This is a genomic window from Sphaerimonospora thailandensis (genome assembly GCF_016863115.1).
GTDB lineage: Bacteria > Actinomycetota > Actinomycetes > Streptosporangiales > Streptosporangiaceae > Sphaerimonospora > Sphaerimonospora cavernae.
In genome coordinates this window covers 62,318-83,008 of the sequence record NZ_BOOG01000024.1, presented here as the reverse complement: position 1 = coordinate 83,008, position 20,691 = coordinate 62,318, and the positions used below count along the sequence as shown (strand labels likewise).

Below are 20,691 nucleotides of genomic sequence, written 5' to 3'. Positions count from 1 at the left end.
GGAAATGGCAAGGGACGCCTTTGCGGGGCGTCCCTACAATCCGTTTTCCAATCCCCTGCCGGTCCTCAGGTGAGAACCGGCTCGCGATCCTGCAGCCGGGCCAGGGCTTCGTCGCGAGCTTGCGCCGCGAGCGCGTCGTTCTGCGCCTGGAGCCGGGTGAGTTCTGCCTCCAGATCACGGACGCGCTGCTGGAGACGGCGCATTTCCGAGATCATCCGAGGGTCAGGACCGCCGACGTGGCCGAGTAGAGCCTTCGCCATAGTAAAGGGTCCTCCACGCTGAGTGACCAGACTGGTTCGCGCACTTCTATACCGCGGGAGGGGTGCGCGTGGTTCCTCTCAAGAGTCGCACCGGCAATGGAGGCGGTCAAGTTGAACGCTCCACACAGACGGCCGGTAGGCACTCTCGACAGGTAAATATACCCGATTTGGTGGGTTTGGGGGAAGGCCTACCTCTCTACAAACCCGGCCATACTTCCCTTAGCGTCGCTCCATCGCTCAACTACCCCCTCCACCTGGCCGGGCGTGTCGCCGCCGCGTAACGCCTCGAGAAGCTTCTCGCACGATTCCCGGGGGCCTTCGGCCACGACCTCGACTCTCCCGTCGGCGAGGTTCGCGGCCCACCCGGACAGGCCGAGCTCGAGCGCCCGGGACCGGGTCCACCAGCGGAACCCGACTCCCTGCACCCGTCCCCGGACCCATGCGGTCAGCCGAATCATGCTTACCAGTATCCAAAGCCGCCTCGCGCGCCGCACGCCGGGGTCCATCTGACCATAAGAGAGCAGGTGGAGCACCAGGCTGTTGCTACGGATGAGCATTTCTGGGACGTGGCTGACATTTCGGACAGCTGTAGGAGGACCTGTTCATGAACGCCTCCCGCCTGACCGGCGTCCCGCAGCGGGGACAGGGGCGGTCCCGCCTGCCGTACACGGCGAGCGACCGGTCGAAGTAGCCGCTCTCCCCGTTGACGTTGACGTACAGGCTGTCGAACGACGTGCCGCCCTGCTCCAGCGCCTCGGCCATCACCTCGCGGACCGCCGACAGCAGTTCGGCGATCTTCGTTGTGGTCAGCGTCTCGGTCGGCCTCGCCCAGTGCAGCCGCGCCCGCCACAGCGCCTCGTCCGCGTAGATGTTGCCCACCCCGCTGATCAGCGACTGGTCCAGCAGCGCCCGCTTGATCTCAGTGCGGCGCGACCGCAGCCTGGTGGCGAACTCCTCGTCGTCGAACGCGTCCTCCAACGGGTCTGCCGCGATGTGCGCGATCGGCTCGGGTACCGGTCGCGGCAGCCGTACGGCCATGGGCGCGACCAGCAGATGACCGAACGTGCGCTGGTCGACGAAGCGCAGTTCCGGGCCGCCGTCCGTGAAGGACAGCCGCACCCTCAGGTGCTTCTCCATGGGCGTGCGGGGATCCACGACGAGGAGCTGGCCGCTCATGCCCAGGTGGGCGATGAGCGCCTCACCCGCACCGGCCTCGCGGCCCAGTCCGTCCTGGCCATCCGGGCCGGCGGTGACGTCCTCACTGCCGAGCAGGGGCAGCCACAGGTACTTGCCGCGGCGCTCGACGGAGGCGGCGGTCCGGCCCTTGAGCCGGTCGGGCAGGCTGCCGACGTTCCTGCGGACGGCTCGCGGGTGCAGGACCTCCGCCGACGCGATCGTCCGGCCGGCGACCCAGCGTTCCAGCCCACGCCGGACGACCTCGACCTCGGGCAGTTCAGGCATCCGTCAGCTCAGCTCTTTCCAGCTCTGTCCAGCTCAGCTCTGCCCGAGCTCGGCGGCTTCGCGGGCGTCGCGCAGCGCGCGGATCGCGGTCCAGGCCGCCTCGGCGGCCTGCTGCTCGGCCTCCTTCTTGCTACGCCCGGCACCCGTGCCGTACTCCTGACCGCCGACGCGGACCGTCGCCACGAACGACTTGGCGTGGTCGGGGCCGCTCTCGTCGACGTGGTACTCGGGCACCCCGAGCGCCTCAGCCGCGGTCAGCTCCTGCAGGGACGTCTTCCAGTCGAGCCCGGCGCCGAGCGAGGCCGACCGCTTGATCAGCGCGTCGAAGAGCAGGTGGACGACGCGGAACGCCTCGTCCAAGCCCTTGTCGACGTAGACCGTGCCGATCAGCGCCTCCAGCGTGTCGGCCAGGATCGACGACTTGTCGCGCCCGCCCGTGCCCTCCTCGCCACGGCCGAGCCGCAGATACCTGCCCAGGTCGAGGGTCCTCGCGACGTCCGCCAGCGCCCGCATGTTGACGACCGCCGCACGCAGCTTGGCGAGCTGCCCCTCGGGCAGGTCGGGATGGTTGCGAAACAGCGTGTCCGTGACGACCAGGCCCAGGACCGAGTCACCCAGGAACTCCAGGCGCTCGTTCGTGGGCAGGCCGCCGTTCTCGTACGCGTAGGAGCGGTGCGTCAGCGCCCGCTCCAGGATGTCCGTGCTGAGCCGGACGCCGAGCACCTGCTCCAGATCGTCTCTGGCGATCTCCACTGCCACCGGCTTGTTACTCGATGCCGCACCCATCGGTTTCCTCCCAACTCGTCCCATGGCAGGGCCCGGTCGAGCACGGGAGGCAGATGGATCGTCGGGAAAGCCCGAAGGCGTGGTGGACGCCGGGCCACCGGTTCACCGGGGCCCCGGCGTCCACCACGACCGCGGGCACGTGCCGAGACTCTCCTCCGTCCGGCCGCCAACCGCGTGCGCGTGTCGAAGCCCTCATCAGGGCTACCGGCCCTGATGGCAAGGTAACGCCGACCGGGTCGTTTGACGACCCGGTCGGCGCCCCCTGTACGCCTGTATGTGCATAAGCCGACGGTCGATCAGGCCGACGGCTCGATCACCTGACGGCGGTTGTAGGTGCCGCAGGTCTCGCACGCCGTGTGCGGGCGCCTGGGCGAGCGGCACTGCGGGCAGCTCACGAGCGCGACAGCGGCGGCCTTCCACTGAGACCTGCGGTGGCGGGTGTTGCTCCGCGACATCTTCCGCTTGGGGACGGCCACGTCAACCCTCCTGATCGTCTTCGTTGTCCATTTCCAAACCCTGCAGCGCCGCCCAGCGTGAGTCGATCTTCTCGTGTCGGTGGTCCGGGCCGGCCTCGGCCAGCCTGATCCCGCACTCCGCACAGAGCCCGAGGCAGTCATCCCCGCACACCGGGCTCAGCGGCAGCGCGAGCACCACCGCGTCACGGAATACCGGCTCGAGATCGAGCAACTCGCCGTCGAGGAACAGATCGTCCTCGCCACCCGCGTCTCCACCGGGAAACGCGGCATCCGCCGAGTAGAAGTAGAGCTCCTGGAAGTCGACCTCGATTTCCGAGGCCAACGGCTCCAGGCAACGCGAGCATTCTCCGCTGAGCGGAGCCCGCGCCGTGCCCGTGACGAGCACGCCCTCCATCACCGCCTCGAGCCGGAGGTCCAGCTCGACGTCGGCGTCCTTGGGAACGCCGATCATTCCGACCGCGAGATCCGCCGGTGCCGGGAGCGTCAGGTTCGACCTGCGCATGGACCCCGGTCGGCGTCCCAGGTCGTGAGTTGAGATCACCCAAGGGGCCCGGGGATCGAGGTTGTGCGCAGACATCCTGCTCTCGTTAGGCATGGCGAATCACCGCCGTCGTGCAAGGCTGAGAAGCAAGAATACCAGCCCCAGTCCTCGATCCGGCACCGCTCAGCTTCTCAGCCGTTCCATGAGCTGCTCACGCACGAGTTCCGGGACCAGGCCGGACACGTCCCCGCCATAGCGCGCGATCTCCTTCAGCCGGCTTGAGGACAGGAAGGAGTACTCAGGGTTGGTGGACATGAACAGCGTCTCCACGCCGGACATCCGGTAGTTGAGCTGAGCCATCTGCAACTCGTAGTCGAAGTCGCTGACCGCGCGCAGGCCCTTCACAATGGTCGGGATCTCCTGTCGGCGGCAGAAGTCGACCAGCAGACCGTGGAACTTCTCCACCCGGACGTTCCCGTACTCCTTGGTCACCGCCTCGATCATCCTGATGCGTTCCTGGACGTCGAACAGCCCCTGCTTCTCGACATTGACCCCGACAGCCACGACGACCTCGTCGTACAGCCGCGACGTGCGGCCGATAATGTCCAGATGTCCGTTCGTTACGGGGTCGAACGACCCCGGGCAGACGACGCGGCGCAAGGCGCACCCCCAGATTTACGGGTTCCCGGCTGCGCGACCGTACCAAACGGACGCTTCGCCGTATCGACGGACCCTGTCTTCCTCGAACCCCGGCGGCCACACCAGGTCCCTACCCCTGGACTCCCGTTCCACCGCGACCAGGGCGCCGTCCGCCAGCCAGCCGTTGTCCCGCAGCGCCTCGAGCACCCTGACAACGGCGACGTCGGCGACCGAGTAGGGCGGATCGGCGAAGACGAAGTCGTACGGCTCCTCACACGGCCGGCTCACCACCCGCTCGGCCTTCTCCTGCCGGAGCAGCGCGCCCGGCAGGCCCAGCGACGCGATGTTCTCCTTGATCGTCCGTACGGCTCTCGCCTCCGACTCCACGAGCAGCGCGTGCGCCGCGCCCCTACTGAGGCTCTCCAGGCCCACCGCGCCCGATCCGGCGTACAGGTCGAGAACCCTGGCCCCCTCGAGCGAGCCGAGCACCGAGCCCACCGTGGCGAACAACGCCTCCCTCGTCCGGTCGCTCGTCGGCCGCGTCCCCCGTCCCGGGGGCACGGCGAGCCGGCGGCCTCCTGCGATCCCTGCGATCACCCGCGTCACCCGTTCATTGTCCCGCCATCCGGCACCGGACGCGCGGTGAGTCAAGAGTGGGCAAGCGGCGGCGAGGAATGGGTAAGAGCGGTATCGCGCCGCCTCCCTCATCCGCATGATGAGTTCTGCGGCCTTCAACGTGACCCAGGGGAAGGCCGGCCGACGTGATCGTGAGCCCTTCCGTACGTCGGCGCCCTCGGCACCTGACCCGGGGGTGGGCCCAGCCGGGGGCGGCATTCGGGGGGAGGCCGTCCCAAGGCTGGGCCCTGGGTCATTTTTGAGGAACGTCACATTTTTCGAGGAACGTCACGTTTTTTCGAGGAACTCCGCCTGCTCGCCGGCGACCAACGCGTCGAGTTCGGCCCGCAGGGCGGCAGAGGCGGTCAGCTCGGGATCGGCACCCAGCACCGCGACGGCCTCGGCCCGCGCCGTCTCGATCACGTCCTCGTCCTCCAGGAGCCGCAGCATCTTCAACGAGGACTTGCGACCGGACTGCGCCACCCCGAGAACGTCGCCCTCCCGCCGCTGCTCCAGGTCCACCCGGGACAGCTCGAAGCCGTCCAGCGTCGCGGCCACCGCGTCAAGCCGTCTGCGCGCCTGGGTGGCCTCCGGCGCCTCGGTGACCAGCAGGCACAGTCCGGGCAGCCCGCCCCGGCCCACCCGGCCCCGGAGCTGATGGAGCTGGCTGACGCCGAACCGGTCGGCATCCATGATCACCATGGCCGACGAGTTGGGCACGTCGACGCCGACCTCGATGACCGTGGTCGCGACTAGCACGTCCACCTCCCCCCGTGCGAAGGCTCCCATCACCGCGTCCTTGTCCTCCGGGGTGAGCTTGCCGTGCAGCGCCTCGACCCGCAGCCCCTGAAGCGGGCCCTGCGAGAGCAACTCCGCCACGTCGAGCACGGCGAGCGGCGGCCGGCGCTCCTCCTCGCCCCCGTCGTCCTTGGCGAGGTCGCCCTCGTCGCCCTCCTGGTCGCCGATCCTGGGGCACACCACGTACGCCTGCCGGCCCAGGCCGACCTCCTCCCGCACCCGTTCCCAGGCCCGGTCGAGGAAGTGCGGCTTCTCGGCCGCCGGGACGACGTGCGTCGTGATCGGGGCACGGCCCGCCGGGAGTTGCGCCAGCGTGGACACCTCCAGGTCGCCGAACACGGTCATGGCCACCGTGCGCGGGATCGGCGTGGCGGTCATGACGAGGACGTGGGGCCGCCCGCCCCCGCCCTTCTCGCGCAGCGCGTCACGCTGCTCGACCCCGAACCTGTGCTGCTCGTCGACCACCACCAGGCCGAGGTCGGCGAACTGCACGTGCTCCTGCAGCAGGGCATGGGTGCCGATGACGATCCCGGCCGCCCCGGAGGCCGCCTCGAGCAACGCGCTCCTGCGCGCGGCGGCGCCCATCGAACCGGTGAGCAGGGCCACCCCCGTCCCGCCGAACATGCCGCCGGTGCCGAGGTCGCCGAGCATCTTCCTGATCGACCGGTGATGCTGCTGGGCCAGCACCTCGGTCGGGGCGAGCAGCACGGCCTGGCCGCCGGAGTCGGCCACCTGGAGCATGGCGCGCAGCGCCACCACGGTCTTGCCCGCGCCGACCTCGCCCTGCAGCAGCCGGTGCATGGGATGGTCCTCGGCCAGGTCGGCGGCGATCTCCGCACCGACCTGCCGCTGCCCCTCGGTGAGCTGGAACGGCAGCCTCCGGTCGAACTCGCTCAGCAGCCCGTCGTCCCGTCCGGGGCGGGGCCGGGCCGGGGAGGCCGAGGCGGCCATCCGCTGCCGCACCAGCGCGGCCTGGAGCAGGAACGCCTCGTCGAACTTGAGCCGCCGTCTCGCCTGGGCGATCTCCTCCGGATCCCTCGGCCGGTGGATCTGGCGCAGCGCCGCCTCCAGGGTGGACAGCCCGTGCCGCCGCCGCATCTCTTCCGGGATCGGGTCGTCGAGACTGAGCACGTCGAGCACGGTGCGCACGGCTCGGGCGATCTTCCAGCTGGCCAGGCCGTGCGCGGAGGGATAGATCGGCACCGGTACGTTCGCGAACTCCTCGGCGGTCGCGTCCGTCTCGTCGAACGACTCGTAGTCGGGGTGGGTGAGCGACACCCGCCTGGTCCGCGAGGTGCGGAAGACGTTGACCTTGCCGGAGAACATCGCCTCGGTGCCCGGCCTCAGCCGCTGCTCCGCCGCGTGCGCCCCCTTGCCGAAGAAGGCGAGGTGCAGCTTGTCCCTGCCGTCGGTCACCTCGACGTCCAGCCAGGTGCCCTGCCGGTTCTTCATGGGACGGCGCATCGCCGCCGACACCCGCGCGACGACGGTCACGTGGTCGTCGTGCTCGAGCGAGGAGATCGGCGTCAGCTCGCCGCGCCGCGCGTAGCGCCTCGGGTAGTGCCGCAGCAACTCACCGACCGTGGAGATGCCCAGCGCGGCCTCCAGCGGGGACGCCGTACGGCCCAGCGCCCGCTTGAGCGGCTCATCGAAGCTCGTCACGCCACCAATTTCTACCCCGGCTCCCCGACATTCCGGCGCACCCAGTCCGCTTCCCGGTGCTCGTGCACGCCGTCGTCTCCGATGCGCTAGCGTGGGCAGGTACGAGATTTCGGGTTCGCCGGGCCACTCTGTTTGGCGTGCACCTCCGGGCATCGGATATTCTTGTGCGGCCAGCCGGTTGTTCCCGGCATTGCTCGGACGAGCCGTTGCAGCGGCGCCGGGCCGATCGACTGAATCAAAGGAGCGATTACCGTGGCCTCCGTCTGCGACGTCTGCGCGAAGAAGCCGATTTTCGGCAACAACATCTCGCACTCGCACCGCCGTACCCGCCGCCGCTGGAACCCCAACATCCAGACCGTGCGTGCGGTGGTCAACGGCACGCCGAAGCGCATGAACGTGTGCACCTCCTGCATCAAGGCAGGCAAGGTCTCCCGCTAGACCACACCTCCGCCGAGCCCGTCACCTCGCCCACGGTGACGGGCTTTCGCGTCCCCGGGCTCCCCAGCTCATCCGCAGTGGAAGAAAACCACTCCCACCAGCGATTCGGCGGGTGATCGCGAGACTCAACACGGAACGTGTCCATCTATCATCACTCCGTGACTATCACTCTCTCCCCACCCGCGAATGCGGTCGCCGTCCAGGGCTGCGAGATGCCGAGCCTTGGCATGGTCGTCTCAGTCAGGCATGCCGAGGTTTACGCCGATCCGGCTGGTTATACTGACGGTATGACCAAGAAGATCGGCATCAGCCTGCCCGATGACCTGTACGACTGGATGCAGTCACAGGTCGCGGCCGGCGAGGCCGACTCCATCTCCGGTCTGATCACCAGGATCGTCGCAACCCATCGCCAGCGAATGGAGTTGGCCGCTCTCATCGCCGATCTCGAGGCGGAGTTCGGCGAGGCCACACCCGAGGAAATGGCCTGGGTCGACCGGGCGATGGCCCTGGCAACGGCCGTCGCCAACGGTGAGCCGCTGCCGAACGACGAGGCGGCGTGACATGATCCGTTCACCACGTTACGTCTTCGACACGGGCGCTCTCATCCAGCTCGAGCGCGGCGACCGCCGGCTGCGGGAGATTTTGAAGCGGGTAACGAAGGCAGAAGCCGAAGCCATCATCCCCCAGACCGTCATCGCGGAGGTCTGGCGGGGAGGCCCGCGCCAGGCTCGGGTGGCGGCGCTGTTGAAGCTGGCCGACGATGCCAGTGCGGAAGCGGTCTCCATCGACGAACTGACGCCCGAACGAGCCCGTCAGATCGGCAAGAAGATCGGCGAGTCCGGCCACGACGACATCGTCGACGTGAATGTCGCCCTCTCGGCACGGGACGTCAGAAGCGGGCAGCTCCGGGCGACCGTTCTCACCGCTGATCGAAACGATCTCCTCAAGGTGGACGGCGACCTGGCCATCATCGACGTCTGATCCCGCAGATGGCTGAGGAGCCCGTCACCGGCTTCCGGTGGCGGGCTCTCTCTTGTCGCGGTTATCGCCAGCGCCAGGCGTGGTCGACGGGGCCGATGCCGTCACCGAGAGGGAAACCCCTGGCGATGGCGCCGGTGACGTAGTCCTTGGCCTGCCGTACCGCACCGGGCACGTCCTCCCCGAGGGCGAGGTAGGAGGCGATGGCAGAAGCAAGAGTGCAGCCCGTCCCGTGGGTGTGCCGGTTGTCGAGCCGCTCGGCGGCGAACCGGTGGGTGGTGGTGCCGTCGGTGAGCAGGTCGACCGGCTCGCCGGGGAGGTGGCCGCCCTTGATGAGCGCCCACTTGGGGCCCAGGGCCAGTACGGCCTCCGCCGCCCGGGGCAGGTCGTCCTCGTCCTCGACCTTCACGCCGGTGAGCTGCTCGACCTCCCACAGGTTGGGGGTGACGACGGTGGCGGTCGGCAGCAGGCGGGCCTTGACCGTCTCGACCGCCTCCGCGGCGAGCAGGCTGTCGCCGTGCTTGGAGACGCCGACCGGGTCGACCACCACCGGAGCCGCCACGCCCGCGAGGACCTCGGCGACGGTCTCCACCAGCGGGATGGACGCCAGCATGCCCGTCTTGATCGCCTGTGCTCCGATATCGCCGAGCACCGAGTCGAGCTGGGCCCGTACGGCCTCCGGCGGCAGCTCCCAGTAGCCCTGCACACCCAGCGAGTTCTGCGCGGTAACCGCGGAGATCACGCTCATGCCGTGCACACCGAGGGCGAGCATCGTCTTGAGGTCTGCCTGGATCCCGGCGCCTCCGGCGGAGTCCGAGCCCGCGACCGTCAGCACAAGCGGAGGTGTCGTCGTCATGCCCCCATCCTCCCAAAGACCTCACCCCCTACCCACCTCCCTCTATCTGCGAGATCACGGAGAGTGAAAGTGCAGGCAGGCCACCCCTTCTGCGAGAAACTGCGAGATCGCAGCCGGGGCGGTCAGGTGCGGAAGTGGTCCCAGCCGCCGGTTGTCCCGGTGGTTGTCGTGGGGTGGCCGGTTACCTGGACGCCTTCGCCGTCAGTGACCTCGCCGATGGGCGTCCACTCGGGCGGGAGGCGTACGTCCGGGGGGAAGGCCGCGGCGAGGGCGTGGTCGTCGCCGCCGGTCAGCACCCAGTCGAGCGGATCGACCTCGTCACCGAGCACTCCGGCGGCCTCCGCGAAGATCTCGGGGATCGGCAGCGCGGCGGGATCCAGCCGGATGCCCACCCCGCCGGCCGCCGCGACGTGACCGAGATCCTGCAGCAGGCCGTCGCTGACGTCGAGCATGGCGGTCGCGCCGAGCCTGGCCGCCTCGGGCCCCTGGGCGTACGGCGGCCGCGGACGCCGATGCGCGTCGACCAGCGCGACCAGCCCCGGCGGCAGCCCTCCGGAGCCCCCCGCGCCTTCGCCCGGTGCGTCTCCAGTCCCCGGTACGCCTCCAGTCCCCGGTACGCCTTCGGATGCCGGGACGGCACCGGAGGCGAGACCGGCGCGCAGCAGAGCCAGGCCGGCCGCCGCGTAGCCGAGACGGCCGGCGACGGCGACGATGTGGCCGGGGCGGGCGCCGGACCGGGTCACCGGCGGTCTGCCGCCGAGGTCGCCGAGCGCGGTCACGCCGATCATGACGATCTCCGACCGCGCGATGTCGCCGCCGGCCACGCCGGTTCCGGCCAGCGCGCACTCGTCGCGGAAGCCGTCCGTCAGCGCGTCCAGCCACTCGATCGCGGTGTCGGCGGGTAGTCCCAGGCCGACGACGAGCGATGTGGGCTCGGCGCCCATGGCGGCGATGTCCGCGAGGTTCTGAGCTGCCGACTTGCGGCCGATGTCGTACCCACTGGACCAGTCGCGGCGGAAATGTCTCCCCTCGATCAGGACGTCGGTGGTGACCACGACCCGGCCGTCGGGCGCGGCCAGGACCGCGGCGTCGTCGCCCGGTCCGAGCAGCACGGCAGGGCTTTGCGAAAGACGACCCGTTATTCGGCTAATTACTCCGAATTCACCGAGTTCTCCGACTGTGATGACACACCCCCTGTGTATTCGAGGTACGGTTACGCTCCGGCACTGATCTCTATCCGGGAGGACGGCATGGTCCACGCCTACATCCTTATCCAGACCGAGGTCGGCAAGGCGGCCAGCGTGGCCGGGGAGATCTCCTCGATCACCGGCGTGACCAAGGCCGAGGACGTCACCGGCCCGTACGACGTGATCGTCCGCGCTGAGGCCAACAACGTGGACGAGCTGGGCAAGCTCGTCGTGGCTCAGATCCAGAGTGTGGAGGGGATCACCCGTACACTAACCTGTCCGATCGTCCATATCTGACGAGAGAGCCGGGCAGACGATCCGGCCCGATCTGGCTGGATGGCTATGCGAAGACTGTCCTTTGTTTCCGGGGTGGTAGCCGTCCTGGCCACCATGTCGGCTGCCCTGACCGGGTGCTCCACCACCGTCCATGTCGACCCGCCGTCGCCGACCGGTGCCGCCGCGGAGGCGTGCCGCAGACTCGGCGTCGTACTCCCCCACGCGCTGGACGGCGCCAACCGCACGATGTTCGAGCCCGCCTCGTCGTTCGTCTCCGTCTGGGGAGACGGAGAGATCATGCTGCGCTGCGGCGTGCCCAGGCCCGCCGAGATGGCGCCGACCGCCGAGGTCTCCGACATCAACGGGGTCGGCTGGTTCTCCGATCCCCGGCGGCCGCTGCTGTTCACCGCCGTCAACCGGGTGGCGTACGTCGAGGTGACCATCTCGAAGAAGCACGTCCCCGGCGAGGTCCTGGTCGACCTCGCCGACCCGATCAAGAAGACCATCCCGGAATAGACTGGAATGGCCTGGAACAGGCCGCCCCTCTTCCGAAGGTCTAGCGCAGGCCGGCCGGGCGGTTCAGCGCGAGCCGGATCATGCGGTCCACCAGTTCCGGGTACGGCAGGCCGCTGGCGGCCCACAGCTTCGGGGCGACCGACTGCGCCGTGAACCCGGGCATGGTGTTGATCTCGTTGACGATCACCTCGCCGGAGGGCGTGTAGAAGAAGTCGACCCTGGCCAGCCCCTCACAGCTCAGCGCTTCGAAGGCGCGCACGGCCATGGCCCGCATCGTCTCGGCCACCTCGCGCGAGATGTCGGCGGGCGCCTCCAGGCGCATCCCGTCGGGGAAGTACTTCGCCTCGAAGTCGTAGAACTCATGATCCTCGCGGACCCGGACCTCACCGGGCATGCTCGCCTCGGGTGCGGCGTCCCCCAGCGACTCCAGCACCGCGCATTCGATCTCCCGGCCGGCGATCGCGGCCTCGACGAGCACCTTCGGATCGTGCTCGCGGGCGAACTCGACAGCGGCCTCCAGGGATGCGGGATCATGCGCTTTGGAGATGCCCTGCGACGACCCGGCCCGAGCGGGCTTCACGAAGACCGGCCAGCCGAGTTCCTCGACCTCCTTGAGCATCCGCGCCCGGTCGGTGCGCCAGTCGCGGTCGCCGATCACCACGAACGGCCCGACCGGCAGCCCGGCGGCCCGCAGGACGAGCTTCATGTATGCCTTGTCCATGCCGATCGCACTGGCCAGCACACCCGAGCCGACGTATCGCACCCCCGCCATCTCCAACAGGCCCTGAATCGTGCCGTCCTCGCCGAACGGGCCGTGCAGGACCGGGAACACCACGTCCACCTCGCCGAGCGAGCGTGGGATCTCTCCTGGCTCCAGGGCGACGAGCGAGGCGGACTCCGACGGCAGCGCCAGAGCCGTACCGGTCTCGTCCACGCGGGGCAGACGGTCGCCCTCGATCGCGTAGGTCTGGTCACCGGGGGCCAGCACCCAGCGTCCGTCCTGGGCGATGCCGATGGGGACGACGTCGTACTTCGACCGGTCGATCACCTCCAGCACGCTGCCCGCCCCCATGAGAGAGACGGCGTGCTCGGAGTTGCGGCCTCCGAAGACGACTGCCACGCGCACGCGTGACCCGGGTCGGGAATCCGTGGTGTCCGAGTTCATGGTGTCCGAATCTACCGCCTCTTGCGGGGCAAAACGGCTCGTCAGCCGCGCGCCCGGCCAATCTATGACCAGGCGCACGGCCAACCTATGACCAGGGCGTACGCCGAGATCACACCCCGTAACGCTCAGGTTTGGGAGCCCGGGACATCAGCAGCGCGGCCGCCTCACGGGGCGTCATGCCGTCGTGTACGACGCCCACGACCACCTCGGTGATCGGCATCTCCACGTTGTACTTGCGCGCCAGGCCGAGCACCGACTCGCAGGACTTGACCCCTTCCGCGGTCTGCCTGGTCACCGCCACGACCTCGTCCAGAGTCATCCCACGCCCCAGGTTCTCGCCGAAGGTGCGGTTGCGGGACAGCGGGGACGTACAGGTCGCGACGAGGTCGCCCATTCCGGCGAGGCCGGCGAACGTGTGCTGGTCGGCCCCGAGCGCGGCGCCCAGGCGGGCGATCTCGGCGAGCCCGCGGGTCATCAGCATGGCCTGGGCGTTGTCCCCCAGACCCATCCCCGCCGCGACGCCGACGGCCAGCGCGATGACGTTCTTCACCGCGCCGCCGAGTTCGACTCCGATGACGTCCGGATTGGTGTAGGTGCGAAACCACGGCAGGTGGCAGGCCTCCTGAAGCCGGTCGGCCACCTCGCTGTCGGAGCAGGCGACGACGGTGGCGGCGGGCTGGCGCCGGGCCAGCTCACCGACCAGGTTCGGCCCGGACACGACCGCCACCCGATGCTCCGGCACCTCGGCCACCTCGCGGATGACCTCGCTCATCCGCTTGCAGGTGCCGAGTTCCACGCCCTTCATGAGGCTGACGAGCACCGCGCCATCGGGGATGAAGGGCTTCCACTCCACGAGGTTGCGCCGGAGCGTCTGCGCCGGGACCGCGAGCACCACGTAGTCGGCGCCGTCCATCGCTTCGGCGGGGTCGGTGGTGGCGCGCAGCGTCTCGGGGAGCCGGAGACCCGGCAGATAGTCCGGGTTCTCGTGCCGCTCGTTGATCGCGTCGACGACCGCCGCCCGCCGACCCCACAGGGTCGTACGGGTGCCCGCCTCCGCGAGGATCACCGCGAACATGGTGCCCCACGAGCCGGTTCCGAACACGACCGCCTTGCTCACTTGCCGCCCCCGCCCCTCCAGGTTCCACCGGGCTCGCTCCCGTCCCGGTCGTCCCTCACCGTACGCCCTGTCAGGCACTCTCACCGTTCTTGGGGTCGTACGGAACGTCCGGCGCCTTCTCGTCGCGGATCTCCGCGAGCAGTTCGGTGATGTCCGCCATGATGTCGGCGGTCGCCTCGCGCAGGACCGACGCCCGCAGCGGCTGCCCGGCGTACTTGGTCAGGTCGACGGGCGGCCCGGCGAGCACCTGGAACTTCTTGCGCGGAAACAGCCGCGGCTTCTTCGCGCCGTACGGCAGGAGATCCTGGGCCCCCCAGTGAGCGATCGGGATCACCGGCACGCCGGTCTTGAGCGCCAGGCGGGCGACGCCCGTCTTGCCCTCCATCGGCCAGAGGTCGGGATCGCGGGTGATCGTGCCCTCCACGTAGAACAGGATGCACGCCCCCGCCCGCAGCCGCTCCTCGGCGATCTTGAGTGACTGGGTGGCCTCGGTGCTGCCGCGGTGGACGGGGATCGCCTGGAGCTGGGTGACCGCGTGACCGAGGAAGCGCACCTTGAAGAGCCCGGCCTTGGCCAGGATCGTCGGCCAGCGCCCGGTGTTGTAGATGTAGTGCGAGAGCAACACCGGGTCCGACCAGGACAGGTGGTTGGCGGCGAGGATCAGGCCCCCCTCGCGCGGCACGTGCTCTCCACCGCGCCAGTTCCGTTTCACGAACAGCCGTGACAGCGGTTTGACGACGACGACCGCGAGGGCCTCCCAGAAGCGGGGCGGACGTCCGGCACGGCGGCGGCGGGGCTTAGTCACTGGGGTTTCTCTCCAAGATCTTCCGAGATCACGGGATGACCGCGGGATGCGGCACAAGTCTCCCGGTTGGCCGTCGGAAATGTCGAGGCGGGATGCTTGACGACATGCAGTGCACGCGATGGTCCATTGTGGTCCCCGTCAAGACCCTGATCCGGGCGAAGACACGCCTGGCCGCGGCGGCCGGGCCGTACCGTGCCGATCTCGCGGTGGCGGTCGCGTGCGACACGGTGTCGGCGGCGCTGCGCTGCCCGCCGGTGGCACGCGTGGTGGTGGTGACGGCGGACCCGGTGCCGGCGCGGCGCCTCGCGGAGGTGGGCGCCCACGTGGTGGCCGACCCGGACCGCGGCCTCAACACCGCCCTGCGCTTCGGCGCCGCCGAGGCCGTACGGCTCGCGCCCGCCGACGCGATCGGGGCGCTGCAGGCCGACCTGCCGGCGCTGCGGCCCGCCGAACTGGAGCACGTGCTGGCCGCGGCCGCGGAGTTCGAGCAGTCGTTCGTCCCCGACGCCGCCGACGTGGGCACCACCTTCTACGGCGTACGGCCCGGCGTGCCGTTCCTGCCCGGTTTCGGCGGCGAGTCCCGGGCGCGGCACCTGTCCGGCGGAGCCAAGGAGCTGACCCTGGACGGCGTCTCCTCGGTCCGCCGGGACGTCGACACGGTGGAGGACCTGCGCGAGGCCCTCGCCCTGGGCGTCGGCCCCGCCACCGCGGCGGTCGCCGCGCTCCTGAGCTCGGTCTAGTGGGACGCCTCGGCGTCCTCACGTGCCCGTCTGGGCAGGAGGAAGGCCGTCGCGAACACCGCGAGGAGCATGCCCGCAACCACCCAGAGCGTGACCTTCATGGCGTGGTCGAAGCTCGCCGGTGTGGGGACGCTCCCGAGCCGGTCGAAGAAGACCGTGCCCAGCAGCGCCACGCCGAACGCGTTGCCGAGTTGCTGGACCGCCGTCAGCGTGCCGGACGCGGAACCCGTCTCATGCTGCTCCACCCCGGCCAGCACGATGTCGAAGAACGGCGCCATCAGCAGGCTCATGCCGATGCCGGCGACGACGAGGGCGGGCGTGAGCTGCCAGGGCGTGACCTGCGTCCCGGCGATGTTCAGCGTGAGCAGGACCCCGAGCACACCCAGGGTCATGATCAGGACTCCGCCCTGCAGCACCTTGCGGCCGAACCTCTGCAGCGGCTGGACGATTCCGAAACCCACGACCATGCCGGCCGACCACGGCACCATCGCCAGGCCCGCCTTGAGCGTCGAGTAGCCGAGCCCGATCTGCGTGAAGAGGTTGAACACCAGCATGAACCCGGCCATGCCGGCGAAGAACACCAGGCCGGTGGCCATGCCGCCGGTGAACGCCCGCTTGCTGAACAGGCTGGGCACGACCAGCGGATCCCCACCCTGACGGCTCTTACGCGCCTGGAGCCGGCCGAAGACCGCGAACACCGCGACCGAGGCGCCCAGCATGATGAACGTCCAGACCGGCCAGCCGTTCTCGCGCCCCTGGACCAGCGGATAGATCACCAGGAAACCGCCCAGGGTCGCCAGGACGACTCCGGGGAGGTCGAGCCGCAGCGGGTGCGGCGACCTCGACTCGGGCAGGAAGCGCAGCCCGGCGAGCAGCGCGGCGAGGCCGAGCGGCAGGTTGACAAAGAAGATCATTCGCCAGCCCGAGCCGAAGTAGTCGGCCTGCACCAGCCAGCCCGCCAGGATCGGCCCGCCGACGGCGGACAGTCCCATGACCGGTCCGAAGAACGAGAAGGCCGCCGCCATCTCCTTCGGCGGGAACATCTCCTTGATCATGCCGAGTCCCTGTGGCAGCATGACGGCGCCGAACAGGCCCTGGGCGACGCGTGCCGCGATCAGCATGCCGGGCGACTGCGCGGCCCCGCACAGTAGCGAGGCCAGCGTGAAGCCGACCGCACCGATCAGGAACATGCGCTTGCGCCCCACGATGTCACCGAGCCGGCCTCCGGTGATGAGACCGACCGCCATGGAGAGCATGTATGCGGCGCCGAGCCACTGGATGGTCGCGCCGGTGCCACCGAGATCGGCCCGCATGCTCGGGGCGGCGATGTTGGTCACCATCGCGTCGAGGAGGTCCATCACCTCCGCCGCCAGAATCACGAAAAGGGCGGCCCAGCGCCACCGGTACGGCACCGCCTCGTCATCCGGTGGCGCCGAGACCGGCGCCGTGAGATCCGCAGGGTTGGCCATCGCTCCTCCTTGAGTTGTGTGACTTTCTGCGATATGAACACTGTTCTCTGAGAGAACAGTGTTCAGCGCAAATCCGTACACACGATATATCTCATTCGTGGGGATGACAAGATATATCGTGAAGGTGCGAGCAGTGTTCACCTCGTGGTAGCACCGTTCACTACGATGTCCCGGGGAGAGCGGGAGGCTCGGAAGATGAGCGAGAAGGACATGCCCACACCGCCATGGGAGCGTCCGCGCAGGCGCCCGGCCCCGGCCCGGATCCCCCTGACCCGCGACCGGATCGTCGAGGCCGCTTTCGTCGTCCTCGACCGGGAGGGCTACGACCGGCTGAGCATGCGCCAGGTGGCGGCCGAACTGGGCGTGGCCGTCTCAGCCCTGTACGCCCATATCAGCGGCAAGGACGACCTGCTGGAGCTGATGTACCACCGCCTGTTCGACGGTGCCGAGGTGCCCGATCCCGATCCCGCCCGCTGGCAGCAGCAGATCAGGGAGTACGCCTCGCAGAGCCGGGACCGGCTGAAGCGCCACCGTGACGCGGCACGGATCTCGATGGGCAATGTCCCCTTCTCACCCGAGTTGCTCCCCCACATGGAACGGCTCCTCGCCCTCTTGAGCGCGGCCGGCCTGCCCGACCGGGTGACGGCGATCGCCGGCGACCTGCTGTCGACGTACGTGAACGGATTCGTCCTGGAGGAAGGCATGTGGGCCGAGCGCTACCGGGACACGGACGTCAGGTCGTGGGAGGCGATGCGCGACGAGATCCGCGGCTACTTCGCCTCCCTTCCTCCGGACCGGTTCCCGAACATGGTGAGACTGGCCGAGCTGATGGTGGACGAGTCCAACGACTACCGGTACGACCTCGGTCTCGAGATCATCCTCCGCGGCCTCGCCTCGTACATCGGCGATCAGAACATGCCACGCGAGCACGGGTAGGCTGATCGCGTGCAGGCCACGGTCAAGGTGTTCGAACCCGAGACGCGTTCGGGCTCGGTGTTCCTCGATGACGGTACGGAGATGCCGTTCGACGCGGAGGCGTTCGACGCGGGACCGCTGCGGCACCTGCGCTCCGGGCAGCGGGTCAACATCGTCCTCGCGGCCGGGCGCGTCACCTACGTCACGCTCTCGACGTTCCCCACACCCCGATGACCGGCGTTCCCCACACCCTGAGCCGGCCGCGATACGACGAACGGCGCCCGGAAAGATCATCCGGGCGCCGTTCGAGGTCGTTCTTGTTCCGGCCGATGGCTAACTCTTCTTTGCCGACGCCTTACCGCCGGCGTTGACCTGCTCCTTGAACTCGGCGCCAGGGCGGAACCTGGGCGCCCAACTCTCCTCGACCTTGATGGGGTCACCGGTCGAAGGGTTGCGAGCCGTACGAGCGGGCTTGTGCACCATCTCAAAGGCGCCGAAGCCGGTGATCGAGACCTTGTCACCGCTGGCGACGGCGTTCTGGATCGCGTCGAGAACGGCGTTGACCGCCTCGGTCGCCGTCTTCTTGTCACCGACGCGATCAGTGATCGCCTCGACGAGTTCCTTCTTGTTCATTTGGTTCCCTCCCCCTTACGCGCTTGAAATTAGGGGACGAGGTCTCGGGACTCAATCACCGGGCGGCAAGTTTCGCCTGCTCGGCGTGTCGGATCTGCCGTCCAGATAGGCGATGAAGACGTCCAGCCGATCGGCCGCGTGGGCTATGTCCCGTTTTGCCACGTCACAGATCGAGAGCAGCCGTCGCGTGAGGCGGGCTTTCTCCTCCTGTGGCAAGGCTAACGCCCTGACGTGGCGATGCGCATCACGCAGTCGCCGCGCCAGTCGGTCCTCCGGGGTCTGGGCCTCGCTCAGACGGTCGTCGGCAGCCATGGCTGCCGTCCATTCTCGTACACCTCGATGTCGTCCGCGTGACGCAGGGTCAGGCCGATGTCGTCCAGGCCCTCCATGAGCCGCCAGCGCGTGTAGTCGTCGATCTCGAAGGATGCGGCGACGTCGCCGAAGCGCACCTGCCGCTCGGCCAGGTCCACGGTGACCTCGGTGGCCGGGTCGGCCTCGACCGCCGCCTGCAGACGCCCGACGACGTCCTCCGGCAGCACGACCGGCAGGAGACCCATCTTCGTGGAGTTGTTCCGGAAGATGTCACCGAACCGCGAGGAGATCACGACACGGAAGCCGTACTGCTGGAGGGCCCAGACGGCGTGCTCGCGGGACGATCCGGTGCCGAAGTCCGGACCGGAGACGAGGATCGTGGCCCCCGCGTAGGCGGGGTCGTTCAGGACGAAGGACGGGTCCTCCCGCCAGGCGGAGAACAGGCCCTTCTCGAAGCCGGTGCGGCTGACCTGCTTGAGCCACACGGCCGGGATGATCTGGTCGGTGTCGACGTTGCTGCGTCGCAGCGGTACGGCCCGGCCGGTGTGCGTGGTGAAGGCGTCCATGATGGTCTCTCCTGGGTCCGAAGGAGGCGGGTCAGAGGTCGGCGGGGGCGGTCAGGCGGCCGGTGACCGCGGTCGCGGCGGCGACGGCCGGCGACACGAGGTGCGTGCGGCCGCCCTTGCCCTGGCGGCCCTCGAAGTTGCGGTTGGAGGTCGAGGCGCTGCGCTCACCGGGCCCCAGCGTGTCGGGGTTCATGCCCAGGCACATCGAGCAGCCCGCCTCACGCCACTCGGCGCCGGAGGCCTTGAACACCTCGTGCAGGCCCTCCTCCTCCGCGGCCTTCTTGACCTGCATCGAGCCGGGCACGATCAGCGTGCGGGTGACGACCTTGCGACCGCGCAGGATCTCGGCGGCGGCCCGCAGGTCCTCCAGCCGTCCGTTCGTGCAGGAGCCGACGAAGACCGTGTCGACCTCGACGTCGCGCAGCGGGGTGCCCGCGGCGAGGCCCATGTACTCCAGCGCGCGCTCGGCCGCCGCCCGCTCGACGGAGTCGGCGAAGTCCTCGGGAGAGGGTACGGCCGAGCCGAGCGGTACACCCTGCCCCGGGTTGGTGCCCCACGTGACGAACGGCGTCAGCGTCGAGGCGTCGATCTCGACGACCTTGTCGAACACGGCGTCGTCGTCGGTGCGCAGGGTCTTCCAGTACTCGACGGCCTGGTCCCAGGCGGCTCCGGTGGGCGCGTGCGGACGGCCGCGCAGGTACTCGAAGGTGGTCTCGTCCGGAGCGATCATGCCCGCCCGGGCGCCGGCCTCGATCGACATGTTGCAGATCGTCATGCGGCCCTCCATGGAGAGCTTGCGGATGGCCTCACCGCGGTACTCCACGATGTGGCCCTGGCCGCCGCCGGTGCCGATCTTGGCGATGATGGCGAGGATGAGGTCCTTGGCGGTGACGCCGACCGGCAGGTCGCCCTTGACCTCGATGGCCATCGTCTTGGGCCGGTAGGCGGGCAGCGTCTGAGTGGCCAGCACGTGCTCGACCTCGGAGGTGCCGATGCCGAACGCGATGCCCCCGAACGCGCCGTGCGTCGAGGTGTGGGAGTCGCCGCAGACGATCGTCATGCCGGGCTGGGTGAGGCCGAACTGCGGGCCGATGATGTGCACCACGCCCTGGCCCGCGTCACCCATCGGGTGCAGTCGGACGCCGAACTCCGCGGCGTTCTTGCGCAGGGTCTCGACCTGGGTGCGCGACACCGGGTCGGAGATGGGCCCCAGCACGGTCGGGACGTTGTGGTCCTCGGTGGCGATCGTCAGATCGGGGCGGCGCACCTTCCTGCCGGCGAGCCTCAGGCCGTCGAACGCCTGCGGGCTGGTCACCTCGTGGACGAGGTGGAGGTCGATGTAGAGCAGGTCGGGCTCGCCCTCGGCACGCCGTACGACGTGCTGCTCCCAGACTTTCTCGGCCAGTGTGCGACCCGTCGGTGTGCGACCCATGGTGAAACGCCTCCTTGCGCTCGGCCCCCGGGCTGTGTCTCGAATGACGAGACAGAAATATCGGGATATGGACACTTTATATGCTGATTTCCCCTATTGCGTTTGCAT

The 20,691-nt window shown here is 69.2% G+C and carries 27 protein-coding genes; 8 read left to right on the top strand and 19 right to left on the bottom strand.

The annotated features are described in order from the left end of the window. Positions 1-65 precede the first annotated feature (65 nt). From Mth01_RS14700 to recG, 9 genes are all read right to left on the bottom strand, one after another. A complete protein-coding gene (locus tag Mth01_RS14700; RefSeq protein WP_083501994.1) occupies positions 66-260 on the bottom strand; it encodes a hypothetical protein in 195 nt (64 codons plus the stop codon). A gap of 188 nt (positions 261-448) precedes the next feature. Beyond that, positions 449-718, bottom strand: a complete 270-nt coding sequence (locus Mth01_RS14695) for an acylphosphatase (RefSeq protein ID WP_204016403.1) — start codon at positions 716-718, stop codon at positions 449-451. 85 nt (positions 719-803) lie between these two features. Beyond that, on the bottom strand, positions 804-1,721 hold the full coding sequence (gene mutM / locus Mth01_RS14690) for a bifunctional DNA-formamidopyrimidine glycosylase/DNA-(apurinic or apyrimidinic site) lyase (RefSeq protein ID WP_204016402.1): 918 nt from the start codon (positions 1,719-1,721) through the stop codon (positions 804-806). Positions 1,722-1,754: 33 nt separating this feature from the next. Next, entirely contained in the window at positions 1,755-2,507 is a 753-nt protein-coding gene (gene rnc, locus Mth01_RS14685) for a ribonuclease III (RefSeq protein WP_204016401.1), read from the bottom strand. Positions 2,508-2,803: 296 nt separating this feature from the next. Beyond that, on the bottom strand, positions 2,804-2,983 hold the full coding sequence (gene rpmF / locus Mth01_RS14680) for a 50S ribosomal protein L32 (protein ID WP_204016400.1): 180 nt from the start codon (positions 2,981-2,983) through the stop codon (positions 2,804-2,806). Between the two features lies 1 nt (position 2,984). Next, complete coding sequence (locus tag Mth01_RS14675) at positions 2,985-3,560, bottom strand: YceD family protein (protein WP_204016399.1); 576 nt, start codon at positions 3,558-3,560, stop codon at positions 2,985-2,987. Between the two features lie 87 nt (positions 3,561-3,647). Continuing rightward, the gene (coaD, locus tag Mth01_RS14670; RefSeq protein ID WP_204016398.1) at positions 3,648-4,124 is read right to left on the bottom strand and encodes a pantetheine-phosphate adenylyltransferase; all 477 of its coding nucleotides are present in this window, start codon (positions 4,122-4,124) and stop codon (positions 3,648-3,650) included. Between the two features lie 15 nt (positions 4,125-4,139). Beyond that, the gene (gene rsmD, locus Mth01_RS14665; protein WP_204016397.1) at positions 4,140-4,709 is read right to left on the bottom strand and encodes a 16S rRNA (guanine(966)-N(2))-methyltransferase RsmD; all 570 of its coding nucleotides are present in this window, start codon (positions 4,707-4,709) and stop codon (positions 4,140-4,142) included. A 297-nt stretch (positions 4,710-5,006) separates the two neighbouring features. Next, entirely contained in the window at positions 5,007-7,178 is a 2,172-nt protein-coding gene (recG, locus tag Mth01_RS14660) for an ATP-dependent DNA helicase RecG (protein ID WP_204016396.1), read from the bottom strand. 252 nt (positions 7,179-7,430) lie between these two features. Here recG and rpmB point away from each other — a divergent pair, with 252 nt between their 5' ends. The 3 genes from rpmB (at position 7,431) to Mth01_RS14645 (ending at position 8,597) form a co-directional block, all read left to right on the top strand. Further along, positions 7,431-7,616, top strand: coding sequence for a 50S ribosomal protein L28 (rpmB, locus tag Mth01_RS14655; RefSeq protein WP_079312702.1), 186 nt, complete (start codon positions 7,431-7,433; stop codon positions 7,614-7,616). A gap of 287 nt (positions 7,617-7,903) precedes the next feature. Then, positions 7,904-8,176, top strand: a complete 273-nt coding sequence (locus Mth01_RS14650) for a hypothetical protein (RefSeq protein ID WP_204016395.1) — start codon at positions 7,904-7,906, stop codon at positions 8,174-8,176. Position 8,177: 1 nt separating this feature from the next. Further along, positions 8,178-8,597: a PIN domain-containing protein gene (locus Mth01_RS14645; protein ID WP_204016394.1), complete on the top strand. Its 420-nt coding sequence runs from the start codon at positions 8,178-8,180 to the stop codon at positions 8,595-8,597. Positions 8,598-8,658: 61 nt separating this feature from the next. Here Mth01_RS14645 and thiD read toward each other — a convergent pair whose 3' ends face one another. Together thiD and Mth01_RS14635 are read right to left on the bottom strand one after the other, a co-directional pair. After that, entirely contained in the window at positions 8,659-9,450 is a 792-nt protein-coding gene (gene thiD / locus Mth01_RS14640) for a bifunctional hydroxymethylpyrimidine kinase/phosphomethylpyrimidine kinase (RefSeq protein ID WP_204016393.1), read from the bottom strand. A 122-nt stretch (positions 9,451-9,572) separates the two neighbouring features. Further along, positions 9,573-10,652: a thiamine-phosphate kinase gene (locus tag Mth01_RS14635; protein WP_204016422.1), complete on the bottom strand. Its 1,080-nt coding sequence runs from the start codon at positions 10,650-10,652 to the stop codon at positions 9,573-9,575. A 48-nt stretch (positions 10,653-10,700) separates the two neighbouring features. On the opposite strand from Mth01_RS14635, the gene Mth01_RS14630 reads away from it, so the two are divergent. Together Mth01_RS14630 and Mth01_RS14625 are read left to right on the top strand one after the other, a co-directional pair. Then, on the top strand, positions 10,701-10,934 hold the full coding sequence (locus Mth01_RS14630; RefSeq protein ID WP_204016392.1) for an Lrp/AsnC family transcriptional regulator: 234 nt from the start codon (positions 10,701-10,703) through the stop codon (positions 10,932-10,934). Positions 10,935-10,973: 39 nt separating this feature from the next. After that, positions 10,974-11,429: a DUF3515 domain-containing protein gene (locus Mth01_RS14625; protein ID WP_308440800.1), complete on the top strand. Its 456-nt coding sequence runs from the start codon at positions 10,974-10,976 to the stop codon at positions 11,427-11,429. 40 nt (positions 11,430-11,469) lie between these two features. On the opposite strand, the gene Mth01_RS14620 is transcribed toward Mth01_RS14625, so the two are convergent. From Mth01_RS14620 to Mth01_RS14610, 3 genes are all read right to left on the bottom strand, one after another. Continuing rightward, on the bottom strand, positions 11,470-12,594 hold the full coding sequence (locus Mth01_RS14620) for a D-alanine--D-alanine ligase family protein (RefSeq protein ID WP_204016391.1): 1,125 nt from the start codon (positions 12,592-12,594) through the stop codon (positions 11,470-11,472). Positions 12,595-12,703: 109 nt separating this feature from the next. Then, positions 12,704-13,711, bottom strand: a complete 1,008-nt coding sequence (locus Mth01_RS14615) for an NAD(P)H-dependent glycerol-3-phosphate dehydrogenase (RefSeq protein ID WP_204016390.1) — start codon at positions 13,709-13,711, stop codon at positions 12,704-12,706. A gap of 70 nt (positions 13,712-13,781) precedes the next feature. Further along, positions 13,782-14,516, bottom strand: a complete 735-nt coding sequence (locus Mth01_RS14610) for a lysophospholipid acyltransferase family protein (protein WP_204016389.1) — start codon at positions 14,514-14,516, stop codon at positions 13,782-13,784. A 104-nt stretch (positions 14,517-14,620) separates the two neighbouring features. On the opposite strand from Mth01_RS14610, the gene cofC reads away from it, so the two are divergent. Beyond that, on the top strand, positions 14,621-15,256 hold the full coding sequence (cofC, locus tag Mth01_RS14605) for a 2-phospho-L-lactate guanylyltransferase (protein ID WP_308440799.1): 636 nt from the start codon (positions 14,621-14,623) through the stop codon (positions 15,254-15,256). On the opposite strand, the gene Mth01_RS14600 is transcribed toward cofC, so the two are convergent. After that, on the bottom strand, positions 15,253-16,725 hold the full coding sequence (locus Mth01_RS14600) for an MFS transporter (protein ID WP_204016387.1): 1,473 nt from the start codon (positions 16,723-16,725) through the stop codon (positions 15,253-15,255). The two genes, cofC and Mth01_RS14600, sit on opposite strands and share 4 nt — an antisense overlap. A gap of 195 nt (positions 16,726-16,920) precedes the next feature. Here Mth01_RS14600 and Mth01_RS14595 point away from each other — a divergent pair, with 195 nt between their 5' ends. Continuing rightward, positions 16,921-17,661 (top strand): TetR/AcrR family transcriptional regulator, encoded by a 741-nt coding sequence (locus Mth01_RS14595; RefSeq protein WP_204016386.1) that lies wholly within the window; start codon positions 16,921-16,923, stop codon positions 17,659-17,661. A gap of 9 nt (positions 17,662-17,670) precedes the next feature. After that, positions 17,671-17,874 carry a hypothetical protein gene (locus Mth01_RS14590; RefSeq protein ID WP_204016385.1) on the top strand — a complete coding sequence of 68 codons (204 nt, stop codon included), beginning with the start codon at positions 17,671-17,673 and terminating at the stop codon, positions 17,872-17,874. A gap of 99 nt (positions 17,875-17,973) precedes the next feature. On the opposite strand, the gene Mth01_RS14585 is transcribed toward Mth01_RS14590, so the two are convergent. The 4 genes from Mth01_RS14585 to leuC are packed head-to-tail and all read right to left on the bottom strand — an operon-like array spanning position 17,974 to position 20,583. Continuing rightward, positions 17,974-18,273 carry an HU family DNA-binding protein gene (locus tag Mth01_RS14585; protein ID WP_204016384.1) on the bottom strand — a complete coding sequence of 100 codons (300 nt, stop codon included), beginning with the start codon at positions 18,271-18,273 and terminating at the stop codon, positions 17,974-17,976. Positions 18,274-18,324: 51 nt separating this feature from the next. Continuing rightward, complete coding sequence (locus tag Mth01_RS14580) at positions 18,325-18,585, bottom strand: SCO5555 family protein (protein ID WP_204016383.1); 261 nt, start codon at positions 18,583-18,585, stop codon at positions 18,325-18,327. Beyond that, entirely contained in the window at positions 18,564-19,151 is a 588-nt protein-coding gene (leuD, locus tag Mth01_RS14575) for a 3-isopropylmalate dehydratase small subunit (RefSeq protein WP_204016382.1), read from the bottom strand. Before leuD ends, Mth01_RS14580 begins: the two co-directional genes overlap by 22 nt. Before the next feature lie 31 nt (positions 19,152-19,182). Beyond that, complete coding sequence (leuC, locus tag Mth01_RS14570; protein WP_204016381.1) at positions 19,183-20,583, bottom strand: 3-isopropylmalate dehydratase large subunit; 1,401 nt, start codon at positions 20,581-20,583, stop codon at positions 19,183-19,185. Between the last annotated feature and the right edge of the window lie 108 nt (positions 20,584-20,691).